Raw genomic sequence first — 6000 nt, 5'->3', positions numbered from 1 at the left:
GGCGAGTGAAGTCGATGGTGACTGACTGCTTGTTGCGATTGGCCGACAAGTAGTAGGCGGCCTCGCTGGTGTTCTCGCCATAAGCGTCTTTAAGGAACGGCGGCCCCCAGGCGCGCGTGTCATCGCCGTTACCGGGGCGCTCGACCTTGATCACTTCGGCCCCAAGATCGGCCAGGATCTGCCCGGCCCAAGGCCCGGCCAGTACCCGCGATAAATCCAGTACCCGCAGATGCGAAAGCGCGCCCATGGACGTTCTCCTATTAATAGAACGCCTGGATGCCGGTTTGCGCGCGACCGAGGATCAGTGCGTGGACGTCGTGTGTACCTTCATAGGTATTCACCACTTCGAGGTTCACCAGGTGGCGAGCGACACCGAACTCATCGGAGATGCCGTTGCCGCCCAACATATCGCGAGCCATGCGCGCGATGTCCAGGGACTTGCCGCACGAGTTGCGCTTCATCATCGAAGTGATTTCGACCGCCGCAGTACCTTCATCCTTCATACGACCCAGACGCAGGCAACCTTGCAGCGCCATGGTAATTTCGGTCTGCATGTCGGCCAGCTTCTTCTGGATCAACTGAGTGGCGGCCAATGGACGACCGAACTGTTGACGATCCAGGGTGTACTGGCGAGCGGTGTGCCAGCAGAACTCGGCTGCACCCAGCGCCCCCCAGGAGATGCCGTAACGCGCCGAGTTGAGGCAAGTGAAAGGACCTTTGAGGCCGCGCACATCCGGGAAGATGTTCTCTTCCGGCACGAACACGTTGTCCATGACGACTTCACCGGTGATCGATGCCCGCAGGCCAACCTTGCCGTGAATCGCCGGAGCGCTCAGGCCTTTCCAGCCTTTCTCCAGAACGAAGCCGCGGATGTCGCCGGCATCGTCCTTGGCCCAGACCACGAACACATCGGCGATGGGGCTGTTGGTGATCCACATCTTGCTGCCAGTGAGGCTGTAGCCGCCTTCGACTTTGCGCGCACGACTGATCATCGCGCCCGGGTCGGAACCGTGGTTAGGCTCGGTCAGACCGAAGCAACCGATCCACTCGCCCGAGGCCAGTTTCGGCAGGTACTTCTGCTTCTGCGCTTCGGTGCCGAATTCATTGATTGGCACCATTACCAGCGAGGACTGCACGCTCATCATCGAGCGATAGCCGGAGTCGATACGTTCGACTTCACGGGCAATCAGGCCGTAGCTGACGTAGTTCAGGCCACTGCCACCGTACTGCTCGGGGATGGTTGCACCCAACAGACCCACTTCGCCCATTTCGCGGAAGATCGCCGGATCGGTCTTCTCATGGCGGAAAGCTTCAAGAATGCGCGGCGCAAGGCTCTGCTGAGCGAACTGCGCAGCCGTGTCGCGAATCATGCGCTCTTCTTCAGTGAGCTGTTGATCCAGCAGCAGGGGATCGATCCAGTTGAAGCTAGCTTTACCGCCCATGAGTGTGTCCTCTCGAATCGGGTCAAATAACGTGGACTGATCCTAGGCCCGGTTCGGCGTTACGGCAAACGAGGATTTCGCATACTGTTGTGCTATTTTCTCACTCCGAAACGTCGCAGAAGAGCTTTTATGCGATGTATTAGTGAGGTTGACGTACATGCGCAGGAAGATACCCAGTACCACCGCCCTGATCAGCTTCGAGGCAGCGGCGCGCCACGAGAGCTTTACCAAGGCCGCCCAGGAACTGTCGCTGACCCAAGGGGCGATATGCCGACAGATCGCCAGCCTTGAAGAGTTCCTCGGCATAGAACTGTTCCGACGCTCGCGGCGCGGAGTGAAGCTGACGGAGGCCGGGCTTTCCTACAGCCGTCGGGTCGCCACTCAGCTCGACGCGGTCGAGCGAGACACCTTGTCGGTCATGGGCCAGCAGGGCGCCAACGTGATCGAGTTGGCCGTAGTTCCGACCTTCGGCACCCAATGGCTGCTGCCGCGACTCAAGGACTTCCAGCAAAAGCATCCGGAAGTGACGGTCAACCTGACCAACCGCACGCGCCCGTTCCTGTTCGCCGACACTGATTTTGATGCCGCCATCTACTTCGGTGATGCGGATTGGTCGGGCACAGAGTCCCACAGGCTGATGGGTGAAAATCCGATGCCCGTTTGCAGCCCCAACCTGCTCGGAAACAAGACCAGTCTGACGCCCGGTGAAATCGCCGATTTACCTCTCCTGCAACAAACCACTCGCCCTTATGCCTGGCGCCAATGGTTCGACTCCCAACACCTGAACGTACCCAGAGACATGACAGGCCCACGCTACGAGCTATTCTCAATGCTCGCCCAAGCAGCCATGCACGACATGGGCATTGCCCTGATACCGCCGTTCCTGATTCAAAGGGAGCTCAAAGAAAAACGTCTGGTGATCGCCAACCCGCAAGCACTGTCCAGCATCAAGGCTTATTACCTGATGATTCCCGAGCGAAAGGTTGAATCCGCGTCTTTAAGGGCATTTCGTGACTGGCTGGTAAATCAGGCGCACAGCTACAGCCTAGAGGGATAAAGGCTCAACGCCATTACTTGACCTCGTAGTCAGCAAAAAATAAGCCCTACAGATATAAGTATTTGTCGCATAGCGACAAACTGTATCGAGAAGCCGTACAAACGTACCACAAGCGCCTGACCACGCGGCTTTGCGCCACTATTTCGAAGCGATGCCGCATCATTCATACGGCCGATGTGTAAATTCTTCAATTTCGGCCAGAATCCTTGTAAAGCACGGTCTGCAAGGGATTGAACCGGTTGGTTGCGACATTCGGTCACGGGGTGACTTGTAGTTAATTTTCCGTCACCCGTCATAATCCCTTGAAGGGCACAAAGTTCGCCTGCAAAATGCCGCGCCCCGCCCTGATTTGGCGGGATCGTGCTGATCGGCCGCCCCAGCCGCACCATCCGTAGTGCATGGGTTTACTCAATAAGATCACGCAGGAGATTTGACGTGCACATTGGTGTTCCTCTCGAAACCCAGACCGGTGAAACACGGGTTGCTGCAACCCCGGAAACCATCAAGAAGCTGATCGGCCAGGGCCATAAGGTCACTGTACAAAGCGGCGCCGGCATTAATGCCAGCGTTGTCGACAGTGCCTATGAAGCGGCAGGCGCAACCATTGGCAGCGCCAATGACGCGTTTGGCGCAGAGCTGGTTTTGAAGGTGGTCGCCCCCAGCGACAGCGAGCTGGCGCTGATTAAAAGCGGCACCGTTGTGGTGGGGATGCTCAACCCGTTCAGCAATGAAACCATCGCCAAAATGGCCGAGTGCGGCATTACCGCCTTCGCCCTGGAAGCCGCCCCCCGCACTTCCCGTGCGCAGAGCCTGGACGTGCTGTCGTCGCAAGCCAACATCGCCGGCTATAAAGCCGTGTTGCTGGCCGCGCACTACTACCCGCGCTTCATGCCGATGCTGATGACCGCTGCCGGTACCGTAAAGGCCGCTCGCGTGCTGATTCTCGGCGCTGGCGTGGCCGGTTTGCAGGCCATCGCTACGGCGAAACGCCTGGGTGCGGTGATCGAAGCGTCTGACGTGCGTCCTGCGGTAAAAGAGCAGATCGAATCCCTCGGCGCCAAGTTTGTCGACGTGCCTTACGAGACAGATGAAGAGCGTGAATGCGCCGTCGGTGTCGGCGGTTACGCCCGCCCGATGCCGGCCAGTTGGATGCAGCGTCAGGCCCTGGCCGTGCACGAGCGCGCCAAACAGGCTGACATCGTCATCACCACCGCGCTGATTCCCGGCCGCAAGGCACCGACGCTGCTCAGCGCGGAAACCGTGGCCCAGATGAAGCCGGGCTCGGTGGTCATCGACCTCGCGGCCGCCCAGGGCGGCAACTGCCCGCTGACCGTGGCCGATCAGGTGGTCGTCGAAAATGGCGTTACCATCGTTGGCCCGACCAACCTGGCCGGCGCCGTGGCGGCTGACGCTTCGGCGCTGTATGCCCGCAACCTGCTGGACTTCATGAAACTGTTGTTCGATAAAGAAGGACAACTGGTGATCAACCTTGAAGACGACATCGTCGCCGCGTGCCTGATGTGCCGCGACGGCCAGATCGTGCGCAAGAACGGCTGAGGATAAAAACAATGGAAGACATGCTGATCTCTCACGGTATCTACAACCTGATCATCTTCGTGCTGGCCATCTATGTTGGCTACCACGTGGTCTGGAACGTGACACCTGCACTGCACACGCCACTGATGGCGGTGACCAACGCCATTTCCGCCATTGTGATCGTCGGCGCCATGCTCGCCGCCGCCCTCACCGTGACCCCGTTGGGCAAGACCATGGGCACCCTGGCCGTGGCCCTGGCCGCCGTCAACGTGTTTGGTGGCTTCCTGGTGACCCGGCGCATGCTGGAAATGTTCAAGAAGAAAGCTGCCAAGGCTCCGGCTGCCAAGGCCGAAGCAGTCAAGGCTGAGGTGCAGCAAGCATGAGCATGAACCTGGTTACTTCCCTGTATTTGATCGCCTCGGTCTGCTTCATCCAGGCGCTAAAGGGCCTTTCGCACCCCACCACGTCGCGTCGCGGCAACCTGTTCGGCATGCTCGGCATGGGCCTGGCGATTCTCACCACGGTCGGCCTGATCTACAAGTTGGGTGCCGAACTTGCCCACGACGGTATCGTCTACGTGATCGTCGGCCTGCTGATCGGCGGCACCGCCGGTTCGATCATGGCCAAACGCGTTGAAATGACCAAGATGCCCGAACTGGTCGCCTTCATGCACAGCATGATCGGCCTGGCCGCGGTGTTCATCGCCATCGCGGCGGTCGTCGAGCCGCAGTCGCTGGGTATCGTTGCGCAACTGGGTGATGCGATCCCGGCCGGTAACCGCCTGGAACTGTTCCTCGGTGCCGCCATTGGTGCGATCACCTTCTCCGGTTCGGTCATCGCCTTCGGCAAGCTGTCGGGCAAGTACAAGTTCCGCCTGTTCCAGGGCGCACCGGTACAGTTCACCGGCCAACACAAACTGAACCTGTTGCTGGGCGTGGCCACACTGGCGCTGGGCATCACCTTCATGCTGACCGGCGACCTCAACGCCTTCGCCTTGATGCTGGCCCTGGCCTTCATCATGGGTGTGCTGATCATCATCCCGATCGGTGGCGCGGACATGCCAGTGGTCGTGTCGATGCTCAACAGCTACTCCGGCTGGGCCGCAGCGGGTATCGGCTTCTCGCTGAACAACTCGATGCTGATCATCGCCGGTTCGCTGGTAGGCTCAAGCGGTGCGATCCTCTCGTACATCATGTGCAAGGCGATGAACCGCTCCTTCTTTAATGTACTGCTCGGCGGTTTCGGCAATACAGCCGACGCAGGCCCTGCAGGCGCCAAGGAAGCCCGCCCGGTGAAATCCGGTTCGGCTGACGATGCGACCTTCCTGCTGACCAACGCCGACACCGTGATCATCGTTCCGGGCTATGGCCTGGCGGTCGCACGGGCGCAGCATGCGCTGAAGGAACTGACCGAGAAGCTGACCCATCGCGGCGTCACCGTGAAGTACGCGATCCACCCGGTGGCCGGTCGTATGCCGGGCCATATGAACGTATTGCTGGCCGAGGCCGAAGTGCCTTACGACCAGGTGTTCGAGATGGAAGACATCAACTCCGAGTTCGGCCAGGCCGACGTGGTGCTGGTGTTGGGTGCCAACGACGTGGTCAACCCGGCCGCGAAGAACGATCCGAAATCGCCGATTGCCGGCATGCCGATCCTCGAAGCGTTCAAGGCCAAGACCATCATCGTCAACAAGCGCTCGATGGCCAGCGGCTATGCCGGGCTGGACAACGAACTGTTCTACCTGGACAAAACCATGATGGTGTTCGGTGACGCTAAAAAGGTCATCGAGGACATGGTCAAAGCCGTCGACTAACCCTCTGCGGCACACAGAACGCCCCGACTCGTCGGGGCGTTTTTGTTTGCGAAAATCGTCGGACAAACTATTCTTTTGTTACCGATCCGGTAACGGTGTTTTGCTTGAAAGGCCCGGAATAGACGCCTCGATTGCGACCTTGGTAGCGGGAC

6 protein-coding genes (1 of these 6 only partly in view) are annotated in these 6000 nt (G+C 59.4%); 4 read left to right on the top strand and 2 right to left on the bottom strand.

Annotation, left to right across the window (positions count from 1 at the left end):
* Together QMK54_RS00565 and QMK54_RS00560 are read right to left on the bottom strand one after the other, a co-directional pair.
* Positions 1 to 247: the 5' end (the start) of a CaiB/BaiF CoA transferase family protein gene (locus QMK54_RS00565; protein WP_110659818.1), read on the bottom strand. 974 nt of this gene lie to the left of the window's left edge; 247 of the gene's 1221 nt are visible here — the first part of the coding sequence; the start codon lies at positions 245 to 247; its stop codon lies beyond the left edge, outside the window.
* A gap of 13 nt (positions 248 to 260) precedes the next feature.
* A complete protein-coding gene (locus tag QMK54_RS00560; protein ID WP_110659817.1) occupies positions 261 to 1442 on the bottom strand; it encodes an acyl-CoA dehydrogenase in 1182 nt (393 codons plus the stop codon).
* A 157-nt stretch (positions 1443 to 1599) separates the two neighbouring features.
* Between QMK54_RS00560 and QMK54_RS00555 the strand changes: the two genes are divergently transcribed.
* The 4 genes from QMK54_RS00555 to QMK54_RS00540 all read left to right on the top strand — a co-directional run bounded on the left by QMK54_RS00555 (position 1600) and on the right by QMK54_RS00540 (position 5848).
* The gene (locus tag QMK54_RS00555) at positions 1600 to 2499 is read left to right on the top strand and encodes a LysR family transcriptional regulator (RefSeq protein WP_110659816.1); all 900 of its coding nucleotides are present in this window, start codon (positions 1600 to 1602) and stop codon (positions 2497 to 2499) included.
* A gap of 435 nt (positions 2500 to 2934) precedes the next feature.
* A complete protein-coding gene (locus tag QMK54_RS00550) occupies positions 2935 to 4056 on the top strand; it encodes a Re/Si-specific NAD(P)(+) transhydrogenase subunit alpha (RefSeq protein ID WP_110659815.1) in 1122 nt (373 codons plus the stop codon).
* Positions 4057 to 4067: 11 nt separating this feature from the next.
* A complete protein-coding gene (locus QMK54_RS00545; RefSeq protein ID WP_053152987.1) occupies positions 4068 to 4418 on the top strand; it encodes an NAD(P) transhydrogenase subunit alpha in 351 nt (116 codons plus the stop codon).
* Entirely contained in the window at positions 4415 to 5848 is a 1434-nt protein-coding gene (locus tag QMK54_RS00540) for an NAD(P)(+) transhydrogenase (Re/Si-specific) subunit beta (RefSeq protein WP_110659814.1), read from the top strand. Before QMK54_RS00545 ends, QMK54_RS00540 begins: the two co-directional genes overlap by 4 nt.
* Positions 5849 to 6000: the final 152 nt, after the last annotated feature.

This window comes from Pseudomonas sp. P5_109, from assembly GCF_034009455.1.
Taxonomy (GTDB): domain Bacteria; phylum Pseudomonadota; class Gammaproteobacteria; order Pseudomonadales; family Pseudomonadaceae; genus Aquipseudomonas.
Note: the sequence above shows the minus strand (reverse complement) of the source record. Positions and strands in the feature narration are given on the sequence as shown.